The sequence below is a fragment of the Sphingobacterium sp. NGMCC 1.201703 genome (genome assembly GCF_047784615.1).
GTDB lineage: Bacteria > Bacteroidota > Bacteroidia > Sphingobacteriales > Sphingobacteriaceae > Sphingobacterium.
Map to the genome: position 1 here is coordinate 451,113 of NZ_JBLOHD010000002.1, position 23,330 is coordinate 474,442.

A 23,330-nucleotide genomic window follows, 5' to 3' on the forward strand; every position below is an offset into this window, starting at 1 on the left:
CAATTGTCCCGATAAATGGTAAAATACAGATAAAATAATATTATTAATATCCCCTACGGGATCGAGCGTCTCTTTACTATTGCTCATGGTTTGTAAAACAAGTCTAAAAATACAGAATATCTTTCGAAAAGAACAATAGTTAATTGTAATTTTGTTGCAAATGGATTTCAGCAACTGGCAGGTCATTAAAAAAGAATTCGAACGATTTCTAAAGTTCGAACGGGGTTTGAGCATTAATTCGATCGAGGCTTACCTCAATGATGTTTCTAAATTCCAAATCTATTGCGAGGACAACGGGCTCGCTTTAAATAAAATCGTACGGAAGGATATTCAGGATTTTCTGCAATGGTTACAGGAATTCAATATCTCACCATTCACACAATCCCGTTTAATATCCGGGCTAAAAACCTTTTTTAGCTTTCTAGTCATTGAACATGACCTAGATAATAATCCAACTGAATTGCTGCAAGCACCACGCTTAGCGCGGAAACTCCCCAGCGTACTGAGTATCCATGAGATTGATCAACTGATAGCAGCTATAGATCTTTCTTCGACGGAGGGACAGCGCAATAAAACAATTATTGAAGTTTTATATGGCTGCGGATTGCGTGTGTCTGAACTCGTCAATCTCAAGATCTCCAATTTGTTTCTCGACGTAGAATTTATCAAAGTGGAAGGTAAAGGTAGCAAAGAACGACTGATTCCGATTGGACAACAGGCGATCAAACATCTCCGGCTATATTTGGATTCGGTTAGACCCCATATTAAGATCAAAAATGGAAATGAAGATATTGTGTTTCTGAACAGACGAGGTTCGGCTTTGTCCAGGGTGATGATCTTTCTGATCATTAAGGAACTTGCTCAAAAAATTGGACTACAAAAGATCATCAGTCCGCACACCTTTAGGCATAGTTTCGCCTCTCACCTGGTTGAAGGTGGGGCAGATTTACGGGCTGTACAGGATATGCTGGGACATGAAAGTATTACGACAACCGAAATATATACACACATTGATCGGGATTATCTTCACTCCATCATTACACAATACCATCCCAGGTCTTAATCTTCTCTGGAGTGAGCAAGTCAATAGACCGTTATAAAATGCTTGTCAAGTCGTGCAGAATGTTTTTTAAGTCCTAAGCTCAATAAAATTTGGAGTACGATAACGCGTCTGAGTAATAGTTTAGCATAGCTTCAACGCAACATTGCATACATATTACTAATAGACAAAAAGTTAGCCTAGAAAAGCGGAATGTACAAATTATAAAAGCAGCGAAGTCAAAAACCGGGAGCGATATGCACTCGAAATTCGCCGTTCAAAAGATTAAATTTTATAGCAAAGATTATTTGTAAGATCTAGAAAATAGTATATCTTTGCGACACGTTCCCGTAGTTCAATGGATAGAATTTCAGATTCCGGTTCTGACGATGTGGGTTCGACCCCCGCCGGGAACACAAGAGGAGACACTTCATTGAAGTTGTCTCCTTTTTTATGACAAGAAAAACTGTTAACTAAACTATTAAAATATTTTGATTCTGCCGCCCCCATTTTTAAACGAATATACTAACAAAACTCGTATAAGCGTTGGGTTTTACAGTGCATATCTCATTTGAGGACAGATTTGGCTCGTTCTTACTATATAAAGTTGCCAATCAATATAAAACACTCTGTTCAATGTTATTTAGGGTTTATCCATACAACTGTCCGTATCCGAACAAAAAACGTACGATATTGAACGCCGGAAGCTTGAACAACAATACAACTTATTGATTAAAAAATAGTTAACTAATTGGCATATCTCTTGAAATACCTCATAAGAAAGCTAAGATGATTCATGATCGGATTCTAAATCCATTATCATGCATCAAAAATCTAATAGCTCTAACCAAAAATCTAAAACGAAATGAATAATATAATCTTAAAAAACAGCGTAAGACATCTACTTAGAAATAAGCTTTATACATTCTTGAATGTTTTAGGATTGAGTATAGGCATAAGTGCGTGTTGGGTGATTTACAAATTTGTAAGTTATGAACTGAGTTTCGAGAATAAAATAGAAAATAAGGAGCATACTTATAGATTGATAAGTCGATTTGGGGAAAAAGGTGAATTTAGCTTTACTGGAGGTATATCCACTCCCATTTATTTTTATATGAAAGAAGAATTGGTCGGAGTAAAGCGAGTTGTTCCAGTATTTAAGCGTTTTACAAAAAGTGTAAGGGTACCAATAAACCAACAAAATGAGGGCAAAAAGGAAAATTTTGATTTGACTAATCAAAGCATTATTAATACCGAAGGGAATTATTTTGACATGGTCTCTTATAAATGGCTCGCCGGTGATAAAAAAACAGCATTGAATAATCCTTCCAAAGTAGTATTAACCGATAAGCGGGCGAAATATTATTTCCCTAATACTTCTTATGAGAATATTTTGGGTAGGACATTGATCTATGACGATAGTATACAAGTGGCAGTATCCGGTGTAATAAAAACATTGGATTTTCCAACGGAATTTAAAGGTGAAGAATTCCTACTATTGAATAAATCTAAGTTTGATTTAAGTTTGGGGAATTGGACAAATACTAATAGCACGGATATGGTATATTTTCAAACCAACAACACCGAAGAGGCAAATGCCGCTTTAGCTAGAATACAGAAAAAAGTTTCAGACAATTGGAATCTATTCAATCAGGAGAACAAAATTAATTTTACATATAACCGCCAAATAGAGAAATTACCCCTTTTAGAGTCCCATTTTGCTACGGATGTAAAAGATAATGGTATTAATAAAACCAGTAAGAATGTAATTTATGGACTTATTGGTACAGCTATATTCTTATTGATTTTAGCATGTATAAACTATATTAACCTCACTACGTCCCAAATACCTCAACGGTCAAAAGAAATTGGTATTCGCAAAACCCTTGGAAGTAAGGCTAAGCATCTGATTCTCCAGATGATGCTAGAAACAGTTGTTGTAGTATTATTTGCAATTATTTTATCAAGTGTAATATCTTATGTTGCAATAGACGCTTTACGGGATTTCTTTACTCAAGACAGCGTAGAATTTCTGAATCCAGTTAGCTTTATCGTATTCCTGGGAATTGTTTTGATCTCTACTACCCTACTGGCTGGACTTTATCCTTCCTGGATTATTACCACAGTAAATGCAGTTAGTATTTTTAGAGGTAAGGGCGAAGTGAAAATAGCTAATGATAAAATCACCCTTAGAAAAATACTGATCGTTTTTCAATTTGTCGTAGCACAAATATTCATCGTATCAGCATTGATTATTGGGAAACAAATGAGCTTTACCATTCATAAAGAATTGGGATTCAATAAAGATGCCGTCATTACGACAGACATTCCTTATAAATTATGGAATTCTGAAAATTATAACACTAAAAGAAAAACATTGGTTGAAGAACTAAGAAAGATTTCTGGAATAAAGCATGTTAGCCTAGGTCAAAAACCAATGGAAGATCAGGTAGCTTCTACAGTTTTTAATCACATTATACCGGGAATTAAAGAACCAGAGATGCAGCGGATATTCTTAAAATCCGTAGATACTGCTTATTTGAAGCTATATGATTTAGAATTGATCGCTGGTCAAAATCTATTGCCATCTGACACGATAAATTCTTTTGTAATCAATGAAAGTGCAGTTAAAACATTCGGGTTTCAGTCACCTGAGGATGCCATTGGTAAGATTATAGGACAGGGAAATAGAAGGTTCCCAATTATGGGTGTGGTAAAAGACTTTCATATCAGCAATTTCTATACTGTTATTGAACCTATGGCATTGAGAAGTTTTATGGGGAATGTCAATACCATCAACATTAAATTTGATGCCGGTAAAAGCGAACAATTTCCGGAATTATTTAGGCAGATAAGTGACAAATGGAACCAATTCTTTCCGAAAGAGGAATTTAATTACAGGTTTTATGATGAAAGTATTGCCGATCTTTATAAAAAGGAACAGCAGCTTCTAAAGTTGACGAATATCAGTACTGCCCTAGCAATTTTGATCAGTTGTTTAGGTCTATTTGGATTAGCAACAATCATCGCCTACCAGCGAAGCAAGGAAATCGGTATACGCAAAGTGTTGGGGGCTTCTATTTCGAGTATAGTCAACTTACTATCTAAGGATTTTGTGAAAATGGTATTTATTGCTATTCTTGTTGCTGCTCCCATAGTTTGGTGGGCAACTAATAAATGGCTCCAGGATTTCGCATATAAAATAGACGTAAATTGGATACCGTTTACTATGGGAGGTACAATTGGCATATTAGCTGCACTATTGACAGTATGCTACCAAGCATTCAAAGCCGCAAAAACAAACCCAGTAGATAGCCTTAGGGATGAGTAGATACATAAGCGACTAATTATTCGCACAATAAAAAAAAATCACGCTTGATTTTTCTTTTTTTTAAAAATACGCTTCAAAGTTGTTTTCAAGTTACAGCCATTTTATATTTTTGGAAAATATAGATTAACATTTTCTATGAAAAACAGCATCATGCAAATTCAAGAAGGTATTTATTCGATTAGATGACTTAATGAGGACAAGCATTAAACTTAAAATCACTGCTCTAGGTATATCCAATATCTTGAAAGAAAATAAAGTGATCCGTTTAGAGCATCACCATACATACGTAAAAAAACTAATGAAGAGATTAGCACAATTTATCATTCCTATCAGCATCACAGTTTCAAGTTGCAGCGTATTCCAAAAAAATAGTAAAAAAGAGTTTAACGATGGCTTCTATACACAAAATATAGATGGCGTAAAGCAAAAAGTCTATATTGATGTTGCCGATGAAACTATTCGGATCCACCCATCAAAGCCCAAGGAAAATGGCCAATTTAGCATTGATACATGCAACGTATATCAATTTCAAAAGAATGTATTGAAAGCGAACTCCGAACAGTCTGCTTCATTCAGTAAACCGTCTTTCGATATTGATTTTTTGACGATCCCTCTAAAATTTCGCCCTGCACAAACCGGAGTTCCTATGCAGTTAAATACAAACTTGAACGGGGCTGGTTATTTCGGATACAGACGGGACAAATACATAATCAATTACACAACAAATCCACTTGGTGTATCCGATAGAAGCATTAATCATTTAGGTTTTTCATTTGGCGCTTTCACAGGTCTTGGAAATTCTTCGCTATCCCCTACAACGACAAATAACGCCATTCAACAAGAATATGAAGGTGTTGTTTGGAGCAAAGGATTTGCAGGAATTTTTGCTGTCAATAATTTCACTGTTGGAATGGCATTGGGTTTCGATCATCTATTGGATGGCAATCGTTCCACCTGGATTTATCAAAATAAACTCTGGTATGGACTTGCTTTTGGCCTCAACTTAAATTAAAGTTGCTGCAGTAATGCCGTTAACATCGATTTCGAATTCCTTAAATACCATCGGTTTTGACGATGATACCGACACGATAACAGGCTTTCCGCTCATCATTTCGCGCGTCCCTATATTGTCCTCAATTCCATTGTATTATTTACAATCACACTTTTAGTTTTATAGGAACGATTATTGGGTCTATCACGGGGCCTCCAGAAGCGATATTTTTTGCATAATAAATCGGTAAAAAAGCTCTTACTGAATCCATTACCTACATTCTAGACAGAGGAAATTTCTACCGCAAGATGAAGAATCTTGGTATCCTTAACAATAAAATTCCTCGTCAAGCTTACAAAAAGCCTTTTTGCAACAATTTATGCTGCGATGCCGTAAATAAGTTTCGAAACAAAATATTGATTTCATTGTCAGCCGTCGCACCCGAAATTCCGGTATGGGGATAGAGTTTATTTACATTGGACAAAATGATCTCTACAAAATCCCGACTTTCTATCGCTATGCGCTCATATAATGCAGTGTTATCAGTCCCATTCTTGATATTATTCCAAGAACAAGCTGCCAAATCCAAGATTTTATGCGTCCTATCTATATAATCCTGCTGCATTTCGTCCAACTTCCGAAAAGCAGCTTTACTTTCAAGAATCTCCCATTTCCCCTGATTGGACCTCAATACAAATAACTTCTCAATCAGATCCATAAACCGCTGATACATCCCCATAAAATTGACCAGTAAGGTCAACTCCGCAAATGGTATAAAAGGATATTGATAAAGCAGATCTGTATACGTACTTTTCTTTGCATCAATAGAAAAAGACCGGTTCTCATCCACACATATATTGTCCAGCGAAAAAGAATGCGAGGCTGTCGCTTCCAGGCCAAATGTATCCCAATCGTAATGAATTAGCACCTGTTCGCGATCGACAAAAAAAGACTTCACCAGGGGATTTCCATCCTCGTCCAGTATGGGCTGACCTTTCTCCTGAATATAAGCATTCAACGTAAAATGCGTCAAGTGAGGTGCTCCAGTAGCATATTTCCACAGCCCCTTCAGACGATAAGATGTACGCTCACGTTCGGCGACACCAGCAATCTGCCCACTCCCCCCAAAACATACCTGTTTTGAAGCGAAAATATCCCGTCCCACCAGCTGATCAATAAAACCGACAAAAAGATTGGCACCTGCACATAAAGTTACTGTCCACGCCAATCCGCCATCCCAATAGGCCAGCTCCTTCAAAAGGGAAAGCCCATTGACCAAATCCAGGCCTAAGCCGTTCAATGATTGTGGTACCCAAATTTTAAACCACTTGTTATCATAAATCAACGCTAACTGCTCCCTAGACAAACTTTTCTGTTGGATGCCTTTCATTTGCTGATCCCTTAGTACAGCGATAGTCGCATCACTCAGTTGCATATTTCTTTTCATTACTTAATATTCTCCGCCAATTAAAATAGCCACTAAAAGCCATCACAAATAAAAATAAGGTTAAACCAGCATATAGGAATAAACCTTTGTGCATAAGCAAAGGAATTGCCATCAGGTTACTGATGTTCAATAAAATCCAATTTTCAATTTTGCGCTTCGCCAACAACCACATCCCAGCCCAAGCTGTACAGGAAACAAAAGAGTCCCAAACAGGAACGTCCGAATCGGTTAAATGAACCAGACCAAAGTAGAATGATAGAAAGCCCGCTATACAGATAATACCAACAATCCACCAATCTCCAGCTGTATTGCGGCTGATTGGGACAACACGGTCACTGCTATATTTCCAATAGATCCAACCATAGATGCTCATTACCAAATAATAAACATGGAGCAGGATCTCCGCATATAGTTTGGCATGGAATAAGACATAAACCGATATAATGATACCTATTATCCCAAAGAGATAATTGATCGATTTATTTTGTCTTGAAAACCAAACCTGCAAAATGCCAAAACATACCCCCAGCCACTCAGCTAGGCTAGCTTGTTGTATTTGCTGGATTAAAGCATCAAAAATTGTATCAGAAGTCATTCAATTGTTTATTATTTCTTATATTATATAATAAACTTAGGCGGGTAAAAACAGCTGTTTTTATTGAAATTAAAATCCCTACGCCAGCATTATCCGGATCAGGTATATAAAAGCGATTGTACAAGGTTGCACAATCGCTTTTATTGGGTATAATCTCAGCCTTCGATGACAATGCATCCAAAGCACCCCATAAGTATATTTTGTAAATCGAAATTAATCGATATCAATTAATTTCAACGCTTTATGCGTGCGTATACGCGTCTCCCTACAAAGCTCAGCGTCATCGTTTAATGATTTGCCATGGGAAGGAATCATCTCCCGTAGTTTCTTGCGGTATTCATCTGATTTAGCACGTTCAGGGAAGCATTTCTTCAATAAGCTAATCATGATCGCCACTGAAGTAGATGCCCCTGGAGAAGCACCCAATAGCGCCGCAATAGAACCGTCTGCACTCGAAACCACTTCTGTACCAAACTCTAAAATCCCGCCTTTCTTCTCATCCTTTTTAATCACCTGAACACGTTGACCGGCTTTTTCAATAACCCAGTCTTCCAATTTAGCAGTTGGCATAAATTGCTTCAGAGACTCTAATTTATCTTTAGGAGATTTCATGACCTCAGTAATCAGATACTTGGTCAAAGGCAAGTTATCAAGTCCTGCCGATAACATCGGACGGATATTGGATAATTTGATCGATGCAGGTAAGTCAAAATAAGATCCCTGTTTTAGGAATTTGGTAGAGAAACCAGCATAGGGGCCAAAAAGTAAGGCTTGCTTGCCATCAATATACCGGGTATCCAGATGCGGTACCGACATCGGTGGCGCGCCGACAGATGCCTTACCATAAACTTTAGCATGATGTGTATTGATAATCTCTTCGTTTACACATCTCAACCATTGACCTCCTACAGGAAATCCACCGTAACCTTTTGCTTCTGGGATACCAGATTTCTCTAGTAATAATAAGGAGTGGCCTCCAGCGCCGATAAAAACAAATTTCGCTTTTAGCTCTCTCTTCACCCCGGTTTTCAAATCCTTCACTTCGATTTCCCAACGTCCATCGTCTTCGCGTTCGATATCGACAACTTCGTGGTTTAGGGATATTGAAATATTTTCTTTTTTTGCCAGGTTATTAATCAAATCACGCGTCAATGAACCGAAATTCACATCAGTACCGAGGTCCATCTTGGTTGCAGCAATTTTCTCTCCTGCATCCCTTCCTTCCATCATCAAAGGAATCCAGGATTTTAACAACTCAGGATCTTCGGTATATTCCATTCCCTTGAACAAGGTCTGGGTATTCATTGTCTCCCATCTTGTCTTTAGAAATTTCACATCTTTTTCACCAAAAACAGCACTCATATGTGGAATGCTGCGGATAAAATTCTCCGGTTGGGCGATAATACCTTTATCAACCAAGTATGACCAAAACTGCTTCGATACTTCAAATTGTTCGGCAATTTTAACCGCTTTATCAACCTTTACCGAACCATCTTTTTGCTCCGGTGTATAGTTTAATTCGCACAAGGCCGAGTGACCTGTACCAGCATTATTCCAAGCGTCAGAACTCTCAGCCGCCACAACATCCAAACGCTCAAGAATTTCAATATTAACGTCTGGGCTTAATTCATTGATTAGAGTCCCCAAAGTAGCACTCATAATACCGGCGCCGATCAGAACAACGTCAACTTCTTTATTTGATTTTTTGCTCATGTTTTTGTGATTGATGCAAATTTAATATAGTTTTTGGTAAACCCCCAAGCCTTTTGTCAAAAAACTGTACTTTTTAGAAGCACTTATTCAAAAATACCATTGATTTATTAAAATAATCCTAAGTATAAAGGAAATGCAACTTTTCAGCTTTTCGAAGCCTTTACTCAGGATATTGTTGATCGATACGGCTGTAAATAGCCCGAAATAAGACAAATATCCGAGCTTTTTAAATCGTTATTTATCGAAAGATTTTGTGTTATAATATAGTTTTAACATTTTTGCAAAAACATCAACGAATAACTTTACACTCTTATATGAAATTACTTGAAGGAAAAATTGCTTTGGTAACTGGAGCATCAAAAGGAATTGGAAGAAAAATTGCTGAAGTGTTTGCACAGCACGGCGCCAATGTCGCTTTCACTTACCTTTCGTCTGTAGAAAAGGGACAAGCGCTGGAAAAAGAGCTTCAAGCCTACGGAACAAAAGTAATTGGCTACCGCTCTGACGCTTCAAAATTTGAAGAAGCAGAACAGTTAATCAATGCAATCGTTGCGGATTTTGGAAGTCTGGATATCGTCGTCAACAATGCCGGCATCACAAAAGATGGCCTGTTAATGCGTATGACAGAAGAAAGCTGGGATGATGTCCTAAATGTCAACTTGAAATCCGTATTCAATGTTACAAAAGCTGCTTCAAAAATAATGATGAAAAACCGTAATGGTTCATTTATCAATATGTCTTCTGTTGTTGGCGTCCAAGGTAATGCTGGTCAATCAAATTATGCAGCTTCCAAAGCAGGTATTATAGGCTTCACCAAGTCCATTGCAAAAGAACTAGGTTCACGCAACATCCGTGCGAACGTGGTCGCACCTGGATTTATCCGTACGGAAATGACAGATATATTAGATCCTAAAGTAATCGCTTCCTGGGAAGCCGGAATTCCGTTAAAACGCGCCGGATCTCCCGAAGATGTAGCCAACGCATGTCTCTACCTAGCCTCTGATTTATCCGCATATGTGACTGGACAGGTTCTTCCTGTTGACGGCGGTATGTTGTAAGATATAGCAAACACTGGTGTCCCCAATCGACGCCAGTGTTTTCTCTATTATCCCGAATAGCAGAATTCGCCAGCAGGCTCTTTTACATTATTCCGACGCTAGAGCTTACGCTTTCCTACCCAATATTTCCAAATTTTAGCTAATTTTGTCCATCAAAATTTAAATGCTATGACGAATTGGGCGGATTTTTTTGCAATTCAAACAGAAGATGATTTTAATCAACAATGTTTAGAAACTTATCGCTTCCAGCTGCTGCATTGTCAGGTCTACCGCGACTATGTTTCGCTGATAGGCAAGGAAAAAAATCAAATCCAACATTATAGTGAGATCCCTTTCATGCCGATAGAATTTTTCAAAACACAAAGGGTACTGGCAGCCGGAATGGATCCCCAAATTATATTTTCAAGCTCGGGTACAACAGGTATGGTCACATCCAAACATCTTGTTGCTGATCTGTCCATCTATGAGCAGACTTTTCGACGTATATTCGAAAACTTCTATGGTCCGATTAGAGATATCGCTGTTTTGGCCCTACTCCCATCCTATCTCGAAAGAAGCGGTTCATCGCTGATCTATATGATCGACGACCTGATGAAACAGAGTAAACAGGCAGAGAGTAATTATTTTCTATACAATCATCAGGAACTATACAATACGCTTGTTCAATTAAAAGCAAAGGGAACGAAAACTATCCTTTTTGGTGTCACTTATGCCTTGCTGGATTTTATTGAACAATATGCTCTTGAATTTCCAGAGCTCATCATCATGGAAACCGGCGGAATGAAAGGTAAACGTAAAGAAATGGTCAAAGAGGAAATTCACCAGCTGCTTCAGGACGCTTTTAAGGTCAATGGAATTCACTCCGAATATGGTATGACTGAATTGCTGTCTCAAGGATACTCCTGTGGTCAGGGCATTTTCCATCTTCCGAAATGGATGAGAATATTAATCCGTGATACAAATGATCCTTTGAGCTTAATTTCTTCCAACAGAACAGGAGGAATCAATGTCATCGACTTAGCCAACCGATATTCGTGCTCATTTATAGCCACACAAGATTTAGGAAAAGTGTATGCCGATGGTTCATTTGAGATCTTGGGCCGTTTTGATCAAAGCGATATTAGAGGCTGTAATTTATTGGTTCAATAAAATAAAAAGCCCCATAATAAATTTATAGAGCTCTCTTTGCCTGTGCTATCTTGTATAGCGGTCATGGAATCTGTCTGCTATCTCAGGCTTGGATCTTCAAACGTATTTCCAGCGCGCATATCCCCCGAATCATATCCTTTTTTGAACCAGGCCATACGCTGCGCTGAAGTTCCATGCGTAAAGGATTCTGGCACGGCATACCCCTGGGCAGCTGTCTGCAACTTATCATCCCCCACAGCTTCTGCGGCTTTCATACCGTCTACGATATCGTTATAATCTATTTTTATGTCGGTATATTCATTGAGATAATGCGCCCATACACCAGCATAGAAATCAGCTTGAAGCTCGGTCATCACTGAAATCTTGTTATTTTCGCGTTCACTTAATTTCCCGCGGGCTTGATTGGTTTTAGGTAATAAGCCCACCAATTGTTGAATATGGTGCCCAACCTCGTGTGCAATAACATAGGCCATTGCAAATTCACCTTTCGCACCGAATTTATCAGAAAGTTCACGGCTAAATGTCAGGTCCAAATAGATTTTTTGGTCTCCGGGACAATAAAACGGTCCATAGGAAGCCTGTCCCATCCCACAACCATCTGTTTGCGTACCACCATCGTAAAAAACCAATGTGGTCGGCGTATAGTTTTGCTGTATCTGCTCCTTAAATAGTTTAGCCCAGACATCTTCCGTGCTCTGCAGCACGGTCAAAGAAAACTCCGTCAGCCTTTTTTCCTCAGGATTCAGTTCGCGAGGCTGTCCAGACTGTTCGGTTTGTCCCCCCATATTCTGTGCCTGTTGCAGCAGCTGCATTGGATCTCCACCCATCAAAAAACCAATAACTAATACAATAATCCCGCCTATACCGCCCAATGCTAGCTTTCCACCGCCTGACATTCCCCGACGATCCTCAAAATTGCCACTTTGTTTACCTCCTTGCCATTTCATATGATTTATCTATTTATTCCAGTTAATAATTTTTTCCAATATCGTTAGCGTACAAATTCAGTACCAATATAACTAGCTTGCCTTATTTTTTTTAGTGTAAAACCAGCTTTATTTTATCAGCTACAGCTTTCTACGATTTATATTCTTATTTTTGGGCTTTTATAGAAACAGATATGAAATTAGAAGAACAATTACTAGCGCGGGCTGGCGGAAAATGTGAACTAACAGGCATTGCAGCGGATTTAATCACCTATACATTACCACCTGAAACCAGTTCGACTTTGGATAACAGCCTACTGATTTCAACAACATTGGCCAACCAGCTCAATAAAACCGAGCAACTAAACCCTGAGGACTGGAAATTTCTACCCAATGCCATGTGGTCTGAAAATCCTGCCGTACAGATTGTTTGTTGGCGAATGCTAAATCGTCTGAAAAATGAAGGCTGGGCCTCCGAGGCGCTGGATATCCTTTATCTTGACGATGAAACATTGGCCGAAGCAAAGAAAACAGGAGATCACGAAAATGATGGTTACGTGTCGTTTCATGAAGACAGTATCGGTCAACGATTATTGGAAGGTGATACTGTCGTATTGACCAAAACATTAGATGTAAAAGGCTCTTCACTCAAAGCAACCTTGGGGACTGTGGTTAAAAATATCCGCTTAGTAGCCGATAATATTGAACAGATCGAAGGAAAAATTGAAGGTCAAACAATTGTTATATTGACCAAATATCTACGCAAACAAAATTAAGGAGAGAATTTTTCCGCTATAAAAATCTAGCCCTAAACCAGTAATCTTATACTACTGATTTAGGGCTAGATTAATTATGTAAACTCCCTATTGTGGATAATTGCGCATAAACTCAAAGCGATAGTTCGGATGCTGTTTAAGACTGTCAATTAAATCTGACAGTAATTTCTGTCCTTTTTTGGTTTGGTACATATTATCATGGGTCAACAGTACAACATTATTTTTTGTGTAGGATGTGCCTTTGCGAAGTAAGTTTTTCATCTGTGTATACAGCTGGTTAACTGATAAATCGGGCTTACCAGTTACACCATTGATCTTCCATTCACAGTCCCAGCCCATCACTTTATAACCATTTTGATGTAACAATTCCGCTGTAGATGCACCACTTTTTAGATCAACTTTTTTACGATCCCCTACATACCAGATATTTCTTCCCGGAAGCCTAACGATTTTATGCTGCAAGCCTAGAGATTGTTCTGCTAATTCAAAATCTTCAAATGCCGTCACTGGATTTGAGTAAAATGTAGTATACTTATCATGAGCATGCCAGTAACTATGATTGTAGCAATCGACCAACGGATTATTTTTATAACGTTCCGTATAGCTATGCATTTTTTTACTCATCTTGTCATGAGCGCCAATCAAAAATGCGTTGATTTTAATACCTTTCGCCGTTGCGATAGAATCTAAATATTGACTACCGTTAAGCGGGCCGTCATCGAAAGTAAGGTAAATATACCGCGGCGAAACTGAGTCCGTCAATAAAACTGTGGTATCTTTAGCACCAGTATAGGAAACATCTGCCTCCATCTTGGTAATGGAATCTTTACGTAGCGAATCCACTTTTGTAATGGAATCCTGCACAACAATTAGACTATCTCTCCTGTGCTGCACGGAATCGACAGTAACACCCTTTTCTCCTTTTTTACCGCTGTTTTGATTACAAGACTGCAACCCCAAGCCAACTATCCCCAAGCCCATCCATAGAAAGCTTGATTTAAATACTTTTCTCATTACAAAAATTAACCTATACGCCACATGCGATCTTTTGCGTGCAAAAGATCTTTTTTTTAAAGTCATGCAACATTCCTCTATCACAAAATTAAGATAATTTTTCAGGAATTAGCGATGCAACAAAAAAAGGCACCTATCTTTTGGACAGGTACCTTTCAATTAAACGATTAAGATACTTAAAACAGACAGATCCGATTAATCTCTATGTCTCCCTCCATGCCTGTGTTCATGTCTATCTTCATATCCGCGTCCATGCCATCTTCCCTTATCGCCATGTCTTCTGCTTTCTCCCCAGGAACGTTCGCGTCTTACGCTACGCTCGCTTGCAAAGGAATATCCGCCATGCCCATGGTGGCTATCCCGGATAGTAACCTGTCTGCCACGTGAGCGCCCATATCTGCTTCTGTAACGGTCATGATGATGCCAAGGGGTACGATCGTTGATCACTACTTTATGCGCCCTATAAAAATCATAATGCCGATATCTTCTTGGTAAACTCGACCTTCTTATCCAGCCACCATTATCATAGTAGACATAACATCGCGCTGGCACATCATAATACATGTTGTATTCAGGCATGTAATAATAACGGGCGTAATCATAACCCGCTGGCCCCCAACTGGGCTGACTCCCAATATTCACGCTGATACTGACCTGTGCTTCAGCCGTTCCAGCTACAAAAAGCCCGGCAATGATAGCAGCGGTGTAAAACATTTTTTTCATAAGTAGCTCCTCCCTTAGTTTTGTAATTTCTTCTTTACAATACGACAACAAACTGTATGCAAAAGATTAAATGATAAATGTTAATTTTTGTTAACAAAAACTTAATCTATTCAGCACGAATAGTTTAGTTTTAATTTCGCAATGCATTACAGGGAAACTTTTTAGGATACAAATTGTTCAACCATTAATACTTTTCATACTTTAATTAAACTTTAGCATGAATACTTACACTATTGGAATCATCGTCGGTAGCTTAAGGAAACAATCCTATAACAAAAAAATAGCTGCTTTTATCTGTGAACAACCGGCCAACAAGTTTAACTATCGCGTGATCGAAATTGGGGATCTCCCCCTTTACAACCAGGATTTCGATGATGAAGGCAACCCGCCTGAAAGTTATGTCCGGTTTCGGAAGGAAATCGCTTCGCTGGACGCAGTACTTTTCATCAGCCCTGAATACAACCGCTCCATACCGGCTGTCCTAAAAAATGCTATAGACGTGGGATCTCGACCTTATGGCAAAAATAAATGGGATGGAAAGCCGGGTGCAATTATTAGCTCTTCGACGGGAGTCTATGGTGGTTTCGGCGCAAATCATCATATCCGACAGGCTTTGGTATTCGTCAATATTTACCCCATGCAGCAGCCCGAAGCATATCTCGGAAGTATCAAAGATTCCATCGGAGAAAACGGCAAGGTCGAATTGCAAAAAACAATAGACTTTCTACTTAGCTTCAAAAAAGCTTTTGAACACTGGATCATCAGAATTGTGCATACAAAAGGCCAGGATTAATTTAAATGGAATGAGCCCGGTGGAATATCGAGCTCATTATATCAAATACACTGCGTAAATTAGTCCAACTTTTTGAGGTCAGTCCAATCCTGGCCTTTTGTCTTTATTATTTACTTCGTACAACCTTAATTTTGCTCCTCATTTGCATCGTAATTCCAGCTTAACAGTTTGTCCTGCAATATGCGTGAGATCTTATTGAAATAGCGTTTTTGCTTATATCCCATCACCCATTGCACCCCCTGTACCGCATTTGTACAAAAAATTTCATCTGCCCTTTTCATGATCTCGGGGCTGATCTGCGCCTCCACCACTTCAATCCCTTCAGCCCTCGCCATATCCATGACAACACGGCGCATAACCCCTTCGATACAGCCTTCTGAAAGTGCCGGTGTGTACAATATTTTTTCGTAATACACGAAGATGTTTGATGTTAGTGACTCACAAAGGTAGCCTTCCTGATTTAAGATCAATACATCATCAAATGCCATTTTTTTCTTATAAATACCCGCCAACACATAAATTTGAGCGTTGAGCGATTTGATTTTAGATAAATCACTATAAGGCTTTTTGAATTCACTATATAAGCCCACAATCAGGCCGACTTTCTTATCCCTCAGGTTGGGTTCTATGCGTTGTACCTGTAAAACAAATCCCGGTTTATTTGTGCTTGGACTATAGAGTCCACCACCGGTCCGGAAGACAATCAGACGAATGCGAACCTGTTGGCCCAGCATATTATTCTTACGGATCAATTCCTCCGATCTTGAACGGATAAAAAATTCGTCGAAAAGATTCGCATCATCCAGGTGAATCAATTCCATCCCCTGCTGTAAACGCGCTACATGGAAATTCAGAAAACGGATGTCACCGTCTTTATACAACATAGTTTCAAACAATCCATCACCATAGCGAAAGCCTCTATTTTCTATGCTAAATATTTCCTGTTCTTCCGGCACTACATTGCCATTATAATTGATATAGTTTGTCGGCATCTTTACTTGTTTCTAAATTTTAATCATTTTCCACAGCCATGGAATTTGCAGCATAACCACGCCACTTTTCTAAAGCTAAACGAAAATCTTCAGGATATGGTACTTCAAAATACATATTTTCTTTTGATGTCGGATGAACAAATCCCAATACCTGTGCATGAAGCGCCTGCCGTGGAAGCAGGTTAAAACAATTGTCTACGAATTGCTTATATTTTGAAAAGACAGTTCCTTTTAATATTTTATCCCCACCGTACATGGCATCATTAAACAATGGATGACCAATGGATTGCATGTGCGTACGAATCTGGTGTGTACGTCCAGTCTCTAATTGGCATTCAATTAATGTCACATAACCTAATCGTTCCAATACTTTGTAATGTGTCACGGACCATCGTCCTTTATCCTCACTATCGTACATGGCCATTATACGTCTATCTTTCAAATGACGACCAATGTAACCTGTAATCGTGCCATCCTCTTTCAAATCACCCCACACCAAAGCAATATATTTACGGGTAATGCTATGATCAAAAAATTGCTTTGCCAAAAAGGCCATCGATTTTTCGTTCTTAGCGATAACCAGTAAACCGGAAGTATCTTTGTCTATTCGATGTACCAGACCGGGACGGTCTGAATTTCCAGGCAGCTGTGGCAACTGTTGTATATGGTAAGTCAATGCATTGACCAATGTACCTGTGTAATTATTATAGCCCGGATGGACAACCATACCTGCTTCTTTATTTACGATAAGTACATCGTCGTCTTCATATTTTATGTCTAATGGAATATTTTCAGGATAAACCTCGTTATCACGCGGCGGATCAGGTAATACCAAGGTAATAACATCATCAGGTCTGACTTTATAACTCGCCTTGATTTCTTTGCCGTTAACCATGACAGAACCTGCTTCAATGGCATGCTGAATTTTACTTCTTGTAGCATTCTCTACCCTATTCATCAGATATTTATCAATACGGAGTAATGCCTGCCCCCTATCCACTTCAATGCGTAGATGTTCAAATAACTCTTGTTCTTCTTGATCTTGCGATCCCATTTGTTCTGTCATGCTACAAAAATAAGCCAAATGAAACAATTTTCGTTAAATTTGTTTTCATTTAATATTATGTTGCCATTTAAAATTCATAGTCCCGAAACAGAAGTCACGCTACCTTTATGGGAGAAAAAGCACATCAAAGTGACACTGAAAAGAGATGACCTGATTCATCCCTTTATTTCAGGCAATAAATGGCGAAAATTAAAGTATAATCTTCAGGAGGCCTTACAGCTACAAAAAAATCATCTCGTTACTTTTGGCGGAGCCTGGAGCAATCATTTGTTGGCGACAGCTTGTGCTGGAGCTACTTTCCAGTTCAAAACTACCGCTTTCGTAAGAGGTGATGAGCACGTTAATAACCCTGTGCTGACCATGTGTCAATTGTTTGGGATGCAGCTTATTTATGTGGACCGGGACGCTTATCGAAACAAAGAAAAGCTGTATGGTGATTATTTCGGTCAGGATTCCAACAGCTTTTATATCCATGAAGGCGGCTATGGTATCTTGGGCGCCAGAGGCTGCGCCGAACTTGTAGACGAACTTCAACAGGACTATCAACATATCTTTACCGCCTGTGGTACCGGCACTACGCTTGCAGGAATTGCTAATGCAATCGACAAAAAAGATCTTTTTACCAAGATACACGGCGTCCCTGTCCTAAAGAACGGCAGCTTTATCTCTGATGAAGTTAATCAACTTTATCCCCATCTTAGCCCTCCTATTTTACACCTGGATTATCATTTTGGCGGCTACGCGAAGACCAATCCTGAACTACTTACCTTCACACAGCATTTTATCAGTAATACGGGAATTATGATCGAACCAACCTATACCGGGAAATTGCTCTATGCAATTGATGATCTTATAAAAAAAGATTATTTCACACCAGCAGATCAGCTACTCGTCGTTCACACTGGCGGCATTACTGGACTGCTTGGGATGTATGATCGTTTTGCATTTAATTGACCTAGATCAATAAATGGCTCTTTATACCGCTAGCAGACATTTGACTGACATTTTTTTTTCGATTATGTTGTAAGTTTGACAAGTTTAAAATTTAAAACTTATACAGCGATGAAAATATTAGCATTTGCAGGAACCAGTAATAAGAATTCGATCAACAAAATCTTTGTGACAAGTACGTCCAAATATTACAAAGAAGCCGATGATAGCATAGAGCTTCTAGACCTTAATCACTTCGAAATGCCTATTTATTCCTATGATAAGGAGGTAGAACTGGGGATCCCACAATTAGCGTATGATTTCGCAGCAAAGATGGATGCTGCAGATTTCTTACTCATTTCGTTGGCCGAACATAATGGCTCTTACACATCGGCCTACAAAAACATTGTAGACTGGGTATCCCGTATCCCGAATCGCAAAACATTTAATGGCAAACCCGTTTTCCTATTGGCAACTGCTCCCGGTCCAATGGGTGGATCAACGGTATTAAACACAGCAGTCAATAGAATTACCTGGGACGGTGCCGATATACTGGACTCGTTCTCCTTACCCGAATTTCATAAAAATTTCGAAGAAGGAAAAGGTATCACCAATCCAACACTAAGAAGCCAGCTGGAGGCAAAAGTACGTAAGACGAAACGCGCTCTTGCAGAAAAAATAACGGTTCAAGGTTAACAAAAGATTGACAAATAAACATTGTAAAAACCTCTTTTAATACGTAAATTCAAGCCTTATTAAAAGAGGTTTTTTGATATGGCAAAAAAAATATTATTACTCGTTGGAGACTTTGTGGAAGACTACGAAGCAATGGTTCCATTTCAAGCTATGGGATCAATAGGAATAACAGTTGATGCCGTTGCCCCTGATCGAAAAAAGGGTGATGTGGTACCTACTGCCGTACATGATTTTACTGGTGACCAGACCTATAAAGAACTACGGGGGCATAATTTTGCGATCAATAAGGATTTTGATCAGGTTAACCCAGAAGAATATGATGGTCTTTATATTGCCGGTGGTCGTTCGGCGGAATATATCCGACTTGATCAACGTGTATTGGAGATTACCAGACATTTCTTTGAAAAGAATAAACCTGTTGCAGCAATATGCCATGGAATCCAGGTATTGACAGCGGCAAAGGTTCTTACAGGGCGAACTTTGACAGCCTATGTGGCTGTAGGACCGGATATTGAGTTAGCTGGCGGCACCTGGAAAAATATTCCAGCAGACCAGGCTGTTGTGGATGGCAACCTAGTGACATCTCCAGCTTGGCCGGGACATCAGGCTATCTTAAAGGAATTTTATAAATTATTGGATATAAACATTACAATTTAAGCGTATTTTAATGAAGAAGAATAAAAAGGTATGGCTTTTGGTCATTCCGGTTTTAGTGTTGTTGGGTTTTATTTTAAAGGATACTTTCAATCAGAAAAGTATCGAAGATCTACCGGGCGGATTTAAGGAAGTTGCATTTGTCAGAAATGAACAAAATAAGGGTGGTATTGTCCGGATCTATGCCGTAACGGTTGGCGATGTATTAAATGCTGATTATACTGCTTGCCTGGAGCTCCTACCTGTCAATGATTATGGAAGTACGACAACTGTATATTTTTTCGACCGTACGGCTCCTTATCCTACGACCTTGGCAATTGATGCCCCGCACTTCGATGGTACCAAGTATAAAGCAATCCAGATTTCAAAAAAATACGGAAAAAAGAAATAACAATACAGTCGAGGATGTTGTTTCCCCCAAAAGGTCTCGCACTTTTTGGGGTATTTTTTTGGAAGTAGATGAAGAAAAAATAAATTAATAATTCTTTAACACGAAAAAGTTCGTTTATCGCGCCTAGAGCTATAGTTTTGCTTCTTAAATTTATGTATATTTAGCTATGGCGAAAAAATTTATTCCTAGAGATGTTAGCTGGTTGAGCTTTAATGGCAGAGTATTACAAGAGGCTGCAGATGAGACTGTACCTTTGCCTCTAAGAATCAAATTTTTAGGTATATTTTCCAATAACCTGGATGAGTTTTTTCGTGTCCGTGTGGCCGGTCTCAAACGTGCAATCGACCTAAAGGATAAAAGTGCCAATCAATCTTTTTATGAAGATCCACAACTGATTTTAGAAGAACTCAATATCCGGGTAATCAAACAGCAAAAGAAATTTGACAACACCTGGAATCGGATCCAAAAAGACATGGCCAAGCAAAATGTCTTTATCAAGACAAGTGAGGAGCTTAGCCCCGAACAACAGCAGTTTGTCAGTGAATATTATCAGGATGATGTGGAATCGAATGTCATCCCGCTCATTCTAGATGATGTCCGTCCAATGCCCTATATCCGGGACAAAAGTCTCTATTTGGGCATCTCTATGGGAAAAAGCGAATGGCAATACGAAACTAAGTTTGCACTAATTGAAATTCCGACAAGCCAAAATGGGCGATTTGTCCAATTGCCTTCGCCAAAGGATGAAAAACATATAATTCTGCTTGAAGATGTCATTAAATTCAATCTTCCATTGATATTTTCCTATTTCGGCTTCGATGTATTTCATGCGCATGTGTTTAAAGTCACGAAAGACGCAGAATTTGACATTGATAACGACATCAATACAACATTGGTGGAAAAGATCAGTAAAGGGGTCAAAAATAGACGAAAAGGTAAACCCACCCGCTTTGTTTTTGACCAGGAGATGGATCCGAAACTCGTGGAATTTTTGATCAAAAAACTGAACCTGTCAAAAAAAGATAGTATCATACCCGGACAAAAGATCCATAATTTTAAACATTTTATGGACTTTCCAAATGTGTTCAAGTCATACCATCAACCGCAGGAAAGGACCTCGTTCCCACATCCCTATTTCCAAAACTATGAACGGGTTACCGATACTGTTCTGAAAAAAGACGTTCTGCTCTCCTTCCCTTACCATGAGTTTCGTCCCATCATTGACCTTTTACGTGAAGCAGCGATGGACCCGGATGTAAAAACAATACAGATTACTGCCTATCGCTTAGCATCGAATTCCAAAATTGCCAACGCATTGATAAACGCTGCCCGAAATGGCAAGGAAGTAACCGTCATGCTTGAACTACGTGCTCGATTTGACGAGGAAAATAACCTGGATTGGAAAGAAAAACTGGAATTGGAAGGCATCAAGGTACTTACGGGAATTCCAAATAAAAAAGTACATGCCAAATTATGTGTTATCAAAAAAAGGACTGGCGCAAAAACAGTTCAATACGGCTTCGTCAGCACCGGTAATATCAACGAAAAAACGGCTAAATTATATGGGGATTATTGTTTACTGACGAGTAATCGAGATGTCATTGCGGATATTAATAAAGTTTTCAATTACCTTAGACGGCCGAAATCAGACCCTGCAGAAATGATCAAAAACTGCAAAAGCTTATTGATCTGCCCAATTGATATGCGTAGGGAACTACTACATTTCATCGATCTGGAAATAGCAGAGGCGAAAGCTGGTCGCAAAGCATCCATCATTGTCAAAGTAAACTCCCTGAGTGATAAAGATATGATTAAAAAACTCTATGATGCGGCGACAGCTGGGGTTAAAATAGATCTTATTATCCGTGGCATTTATTGTGCAACGAACCAGAAAACATTTAAATCCCCGATGAATGCTATTTCAATTGTGGATGAATATCTGGAACATGCCCGCGTCATGTATTTTTACAATGCTGGAAAAGAGTTAATGTATATTTCTTCTGCGGATTGGATGACCCGAAACCTAGATCATCGCATTGAAGCTGCAGTAAAAATTACAAGCAAAAAGATCAAGGAAGATCTAAAGGAGATGCTTTATATCCAGCTAACAGACAATGTCAAAGCGCGTATTCTGAATAATTCCCTGAGCAACCACTACGTTGAAAATAAAAAGGAACCTTGTCGCTCACAGATCGAGATCTATAACTATCTAAAAAGAAAAATAACAGATCATTAACATCAATAGACCAAGCCCTAGGACTCCGCTACCCTAGACTTGGTCTATTGATACCGAAATATTATCTAAAATCTGCTTTCAATGCATCGCTACATGCAAAGATTGAGAATCTAAAGTTGTATCTTCATCCCATGAAACTCAACTTCTGTCTATCAATTTGTCTCGCTTTTGTTGCCTTCCAAGTAAAAGCCCAGCAAAAAATGCCATCCAACTTTGTCTATGTAAAAGAAGTCATCCCTACAATTACGCTTGATATGCGTTATTTTGGCAGTCATAATTTTACTGGAAGAGCTATCCGTGGCTATGAAAAGCCTGTTGCAATCCTAACCAAACGTGCCGCATTAGCCTTACAGCAAGTTGAACAATATCTTAACAATCAGGGGCTAGCACTAAAAATCTTTGATGCCTATCGACCGCAACGTGCAGTTGATCATTTTAAAGCTTGGTCGCTGGCCACTCAGGATACAATAGCCAAGCGTGAATTCTATCCGGAACTAGATAAAAAAAACTTATTCAAACTTGGCTTCATTGCCAGCAAATCAGGACATAGTCGTGGTAGTACCGTCGATTTAACCTTGGTCGATCTTAAAGATCATAAGGAAATCGATATGGGCGGAGCCTTTGATTTCTTCGGAGCAGTTTCACATCATAACTATACCAAACTAACGGCAAAACAAAAGGAAAATCGTAGGATATTACGTGAGGCTATGGCTAAATTTGGGTTTAAGGCTTACGATAAGGAATGGTGGCACTATACCCTAAAGGATGAACCCTATCGTAAAACCTATTTTGATTTTATTGTAAAGTAAA

The 23,330-nt window shown here is 38.9% G+C and carries 21 protein-coding genes, 1 tRNA gene and 1 riboswitch; of the genes, 14 read left to right on the plus strand and 8 right to left on the minus strand.

Going from position 1 to position 23,330, the window contains the following annotated elements; genetic code table 11:
* The first annotated feature begins 160 nt into the window (after positions 1 to 160).
* From xerD to ACK8HY_RS07230, 4 genes are all read left to right on the plus strand, one after another.
* Positions 161 to 1,063 (plus strand): site-specific tyrosine recombinase XerD, encoded by a 903-nt coding sequence (xerD, locus tag ACK8HY_RS07215; RefSeq protein WP_077432682.1) that lies wholly within the window; start codon positions 161 to 163, stop codon positions 1,061 to 1,063.
* A 320-nt stretch (positions 1,064 to 1,383) separates the two neighbouring features.
* Positions 1,384 to 1,455 (plus strand) — tRNA-Arg (locus ACK8HY_RS07220).
* A gap of 449 nt (positions 1,456 to 1,904) precedes the next feature.
* Positions 1,905 to 4,370, plus strand: a complete 2,466-nt coding sequence (locus ACK8HY_RS07225; RefSeq protein WP_077432681.1) for an ABC transporter permease — start codon at positions 1,905 to 1,907, stop codon at positions 4,368 to 4,370.
* 298 nt (positions 4,371 to 4,668) lie between these two features.
* Positions 4,669 to 5,382 carry a hypothetical protein gene (locus tag ACK8HY_RS07230; protein WP_139350978.1) on the plus strand — a complete coding sequence of 238 codons (714 nt, stop codon included), beginning with the start codon at positions 4,669 to 4,671 and terminating at the stop codon, positions 5,380 to 5,382.
* Between the two features lie 331 nt (positions 5,383 to 5,713).
* On the opposite strand, the gene ACK8HY_RS07235 is transcribed toward ACK8HY_RS07230, so the two are convergent.
* The 3 genes from ACK8HY_RS07235 to ACK8HY_RS07245 all read right to left on the minus strand — a co-directional run bounded on the left by ACK8HY_RS07235 (position 5,714) and on the right by ACK8HY_RS07245 (position 9,116).
* Complete coding sequence (locus ACK8HY_RS07235) at positions 5,714 to 6,808, minus strand: hypothetical protein (protein WP_077432679.1); 1,095 nt, start codon at positions 6,806 to 6,808, stop codon at positions 5,714 to 5,716.
* Entirely contained in the window at positions 6,783 to 7,403 is a 621-nt protein-coding gene (gene pnuC, locus ACK8HY_RS07240) for a nicotinamide riboside transporter PnuC (RefSeq protein WP_077432678.1), read from the minus strand. The genes ACK8HY_RS07235 and pnuC overlap by 26 nt, the downstream gene beginning before the upstream one ends.
* Before the next feature lie 58 nt (positions 7,404 to 7,461).
* Positions 7,462 to 7,603, minus strand: a riboswitch (TPP riboswitch).
* A 13-nt stretch (positions 7,604 to 7,616) separates the two neighbouring features.
* A complete protein-coding gene (locus ACK8HY_RS07245) occupies positions 7,617 to 9,116 on the minus strand; it encodes a malate:quinone oxidoreductase (RefSeq protein WP_077432677.1) in 1,500 nt (499 codons plus the stop codon).
* Between the two features lie 314 nt (positions 9,117 to 9,430).
* Between ACK8HY_RS07245 and fabG the strand changes: the two genes are divergently transcribed.
* Entirely contained in the window at positions 9,431 to 10,174 is a 744-nt protein-coding gene (gene fabG, locus ACK8HY_RS07250; protein ID WP_077432676.1) for a 3-oxoacyl-[acyl-carrier-protein] reductase, read from the plus strand.
* 168 nt (positions 10,175 to 10,342) lie between these two features.
* Complete coding sequence (locus ACK8HY_RS07255; protein ID WP_416133225.1) at positions 10,343 to 11,323, plus strand: acyl transferase; 981 nt, start codon at positions 10,343 to 10,345, stop codon at positions 11,321 to 11,323.
* A 77-nt stretch (positions 11,324 to 11,400) separates the two neighbouring features.
* Here ACK8HY_RS07255 and ACK8HY_RS07260 read toward each other — a convergent pair whose 3' ends face one another.
* On the minus strand, positions 11,401 to 12,270 hold the full coding sequence (locus ACK8HY_RS07260; protein WP_416133226.1) for a neutral zinc metallopeptidase: 870 nt from the start codon (positions 12,268 to 12,270) through the stop codon (positions 11,401 to 11,403).
* A 173-nt stretch (positions 12,271 to 12,443) separates the two neighbouring features.
* On the opposite strand from ACK8HY_RS07260, the gene ACK8HY_RS07265 reads away from it, so the two are divergent.
* Positions 12,444 to 13,025 carry a PhnA domain-containing protein gene (locus tag ACK8HY_RS07265; RefSeq protein ID WP_416133227.1) on the plus strand — a complete coding sequence of 194 codons (582 nt, stop codon included), beginning with the start codon at positions 12,444 to 12,446 and terminating at the stop codon, positions 13,023 to 13,025.
* An 87-nt stretch (positions 13,026 to 13,112) separates the two neighbouring features.
* Here ACK8HY_RS07265 and ACK8HY_RS07270 read toward each other — a convergent pair whose 3' ends face one another.
* A complete protein-coding gene (locus ACK8HY_RS07270; protein WP_139350977.1) occupies positions 13,113 to 14,039 on the minus strand; it encodes a polysaccharide deacetylase family protein in 927 nt (308 codons plus the stop codon).
* Positions 14,040 to 14,234: 195 nt separating this feature from the next.
* On the minus strand, positions 14,235 to 14,762 hold the full coding sequence (locus ACK8HY_RS07275) for a hypothetical protein (protein WP_416133228.1): 528 nt from the start codon (positions 14,760 to 14,762) through the stop codon (positions 14,235 to 14,237).
* 217 nt (positions 14,763 to 14,979) lie between these two features.
* Here ACK8HY_RS07275 and ACK8HY_RS07280 point away from each other — a divergent pair, with 217 nt between their 5' ends.
* Positions 14,980 to 15,555, plus strand: a complete 576-nt coding sequence (locus ACK8HY_RS07280) for an NADPH-dependent FMN reductase (protein ID WP_077432671.1) — start codon at positions 14,980 to 14,982, stop codon at positions 15,553 to 15,555.
* A 125-nt stretch (positions 15,556 to 15,680) separates the two neighbouring features.
* Here ACK8HY_RS07280 and ACK8HY_RS07285 read toward each other — a convergent pair whose 3' ends face one another.
* The gene (locus tag ACK8HY_RS07285; protein WP_077432670.1) at positions 15,681 to 16,547 is read right to left on the minus strand and encodes an aminotransferase class IV; all 867 of its coding nucleotides are present in this window, start codon (positions 16,545 to 16,547) and stop codon (positions 15,681 to 15,683) included.
* A gap of 19 nt (positions 16,548 to 16,566) precedes the next feature.
* Positions 16,567 to 17,613 carry an RluA family pseudouridine synthase gene (locus tag ACK8HY_RS07290; protein ID WP_077432669.1) on the minus strand — a complete coding sequence of 349 codons (1,047 nt, stop codon included), beginning with the start codon at positions 17,611 to 17,613 and terminating at the stop codon, positions 16,567 to 16,569.
* Between the two features lie 18 nt (positions 17,614 to 17,631).
* On the opposite strand from ACK8HY_RS07290, the gene ACK8HY_RS07295 reads away from it, so the two are divergent.
* The 6 genes from ACK8HY_RS07295 to ACK8HY_RS07320 all read left to right on the plus strand — a co-directional run bounded on the left by ACK8HY_RS07295 (position 17,632) and on the right by ACK8HY_RS07320 (position 23,329).
* On the plus strand, positions 17,632 to 18,567 hold the full coding sequence (locus ACK8HY_RS07295) for a 1-aminocyclopropane-1-carboxylate deaminase/D-cysteine desulfhydrase (protein ID WP_254846155.1): 936 nt from the start codon (positions 17,632 to 17,634) through the stop codon (positions 18,565 to 18,567).
* Between the two features lie 108 nt (positions 18,568 to 18,675).
* A complete protein-coding gene (locus tag ACK8HY_RS07300; protein WP_077432668.1) occupies positions 18,676 to 19,239 on the plus strand; it encodes an NADPH-dependent FMN reductase in 564 nt (187 codons plus the stop codon).
* A 78-nt stretch (positions 19,240 to 19,317) separates the two neighbouring features.
* Positions 19,318 to 19,896: a DJ-1/PfpI family protein gene (locus tag ACK8HY_RS07305; RefSeq protein WP_077432667.1), complete on the plus strand. Its 579-nt coding sequence runs from the start codon at positions 19,318 to 19,320 to the stop codon at positions 19,894 to 19,896.
* A 10-nt stretch (positions 19,897 to 19,906) separates the two neighbouring features.
* On the plus strand, positions 19,907 to 20,284 hold the full coding sequence (locus ACK8HY_RS07310; protein WP_077432666.1) for a hypothetical protein: 378 nt from the start codon (positions 19,907 to 19,909) through the stop codon (positions 20,282 to 20,284).
* 166 nt (positions 20,285 to 20,450) lie between these two features.
* Positions 20,451 to 22,520: a polyphosphate kinase 1 gene (ppk1, locus tag ACK8HY_RS07315; RefSeq protein WP_077432665.1), complete on the plus strand. Its 2,070-nt coding sequence runs from the start codon at positions 20,451 to 20,453 to the stop codon at positions 22,518 to 22,520.
* Between the two features lie 200 nt (positions 22,521 to 22,720).
* Complete coding sequence (locus ACK8HY_RS07320) at positions 22,721 to 23,329, plus strand: M15 family metallopeptidase (protein WP_416133229.1); 609 nt, start codon at positions 22,721 to 22,723, stop codon at positions 23,327 to 23,329.
* Position 23,330 lies beyond the last annotated feature (1 nt).

Bases quoted from the DNA above. Each gene is read 5' to 3' on its own strand.
- ACK8HY_RS07230 (WP_139350978.1), top strand. From the start codon at position 4,669: ATGAAGAGATTAGCACAATTTATCATTCCTATCAGCATCACAGTTTCA.
- ACK8HY_RS07295 (WP_254846155.1), top strand. From the start codon at position 17,632: ATGAAACAATTTTCGTTAAATTTGTTTTCATTTAATATTATGTTGCCA.
- ACK8HY_RS07280 (WP_077432671.1), top strand. From the start codon at position 14,980: ATGAATACTTACACTATTGGAATCATCGTCGGTAGCTTAAGGAAACAA.
- ACK8HY_RS07245 (WP_077432677.1), bottom strand. From the start codon at position 9,116: ATGAGCAAAAAATCAAATAAAGAAGTTGACGTTGTTCTGATCGGCGCC.
- fabG (WP_077432676.1), top strand. From the start codon at position 9,431: ATGAAATTACTTGAAGGAAAAATTGCTTTGGTAACTGGAGCATCAAAA.
- pnuC (WP_077432678.1), bottom strand. From the start codon at position 7,403: ATGACTTCTGATACAATTTTTGATGCTTTAATCCAGCAAATACAACAA.
- xerD (WP_077432682.1), top strand. From the start codon at position 161: ATGGATTTCAGCAACTGGCAGGTCATTAAAAAAGAATTCGAACGATTT.
- ACK8HY_RS07275 (WP_416133228.1), bottom strand. From the start codon at position 14,762: ATGAAAAAAATGTTTTACACCGCTGCTATCATTGCCGGGCTTTTTGTA.
- ACK8HY_RS07265 (WP_416133227.1), top strand. From the start codon at position 12,444: ATGAAATTAGAAGAACAATTACTAGCGCGGGCTGGCGGAAAATGTGAA.
- ACK8HY_RS07320 (WP_416133229.1), top strand. From the start codon at position 22,721: ATGCCATCCAACTTTGTCTATGTAAAAGAAGTCATCCCTACAATTACG.
- ACK8HY_RS07310 (WP_077432666.1), top strand. From the start codon at position 19,907: ATGAAGAAGAATAAAAAGGTATGGCTTTTGGTCATTCCGGTTTTAGTG.
- ACK8HY_RS07255 (WP_416133225.1), top strand. From the start codon at position 10,343: ATGACGAATTGGGCGGATTTTTTTGCAATTCAAACAGAAGATGATTTT.
- ACK8HY_RS07270 (WP_139350977.1), bottom strand. From the start codon at position 14,039: ATGAGAAAAGTATTTAAATCAAGCTTTCTATGGATGGGCTTGGGGATA.
- ACK8HY_RS07300 (WP_077432668.1), top strand. From the start codon at position 18,676: ATGAAAATATTAGCATTTGCAGGAACCAGTAATAAGAATTCGATCAAC.
- ACK8HY_RS07225 (WP_077432681.1), top strand. From the start codon at position 1,905: ATGAATAATATAATCTTAAAAAACAGCGTAAGACATCTACTTAGAAAT.
- ppk1 (WP_077432665.1), top strand. From the start codon at position 20,451: ATGGCGAAAAAATTTATTCCTAGAGATGTTAGCTGGTTGAGCTTTAAT.
- ACK8HY_RS07290 (WP_077432669.1), bottom strand. From the start codon at position 17,613: ATGACAGAACAAATGGGATCGCAAGATCAAGAAGAACAAGAGTTATTT.
- ACK8HY_RS07285 (WP_077432670.1), bottom strand. From the start codon at position 16,547: ATGCCGACAAACTATATCAATTATAATGGCAATGTAGTGCCGGAAGAA.
- ACK8HY_RS07260 (WP_416133226.1), bottom strand. From the start codon at position 12,270: ATGAAATGGCAAGGAGGTAAACAAAGTGGCAATTTTGAGGATCGTCGG.
- ACK8HY_RS07235 (WP_077432679.1), bottom strand. From the start codon at position 6,808: ATGAAAAGAAATATGCAACTGAGTGATGCGACTATCGCTGTACTAAGG.
- ACK8HY_RS07305 (WP_077432667.1), top strand. From the start codon at position 19,318: ATGGCAAAAAAAATATTATTACTCGTTGGAGACTTTGTGGAAGACTAC.